The 272-nt window shown below is 49.3% G+C and carries 1 protein-coding gene; it reads right to left on the reverse strand.

Translation table 11 applies throughout. The features are described from left to right. Positions 1-272, reverse strand: a 272-nt coding sequence (locus AAEY87_RS13980; protein ID WP_350657610.1) for an EF-Tu/IF-2/RF-3 family GTPase, incomplete at both ends; no start/stop codon positions are given.

Below are 272 nucleotides of genomic sequence, written 5' to 3' on the forward strand. Positions count from 1 at the left end.
TTAGTACCACGTAGTAGTACGCCACAGTTTTCGCCTGCACGACCTTCGTCAAGCAGTTTACGGAACATCTCTACACCCGTACAGGTGGTTTTTTGGGTGTCACGGATACCAACGATTTCAATCTCGTCACCAACGCGTACGATGCCTGATTCAACACGACCAGTTACGACGGTACCACGACCTGAGATTGAGAAGACGTCTTCGATTGGCATTAGGAATGCTTTGTCGATGTCACGCTCTGGCTCTGGGATGTAGGTGTCTAGTACGTTTAG

This window comes from Psychrobacter sp. S1-30-MNA-CIBAN-0213, assembly GCF_040309845.1.
In the GTDB taxonomy this organism is placed as follows: Bacteria; Pseudomonadota; Gammaproteobacteria; order Pseudomonadales; family Moraxellaceae; genus Psychrobacter.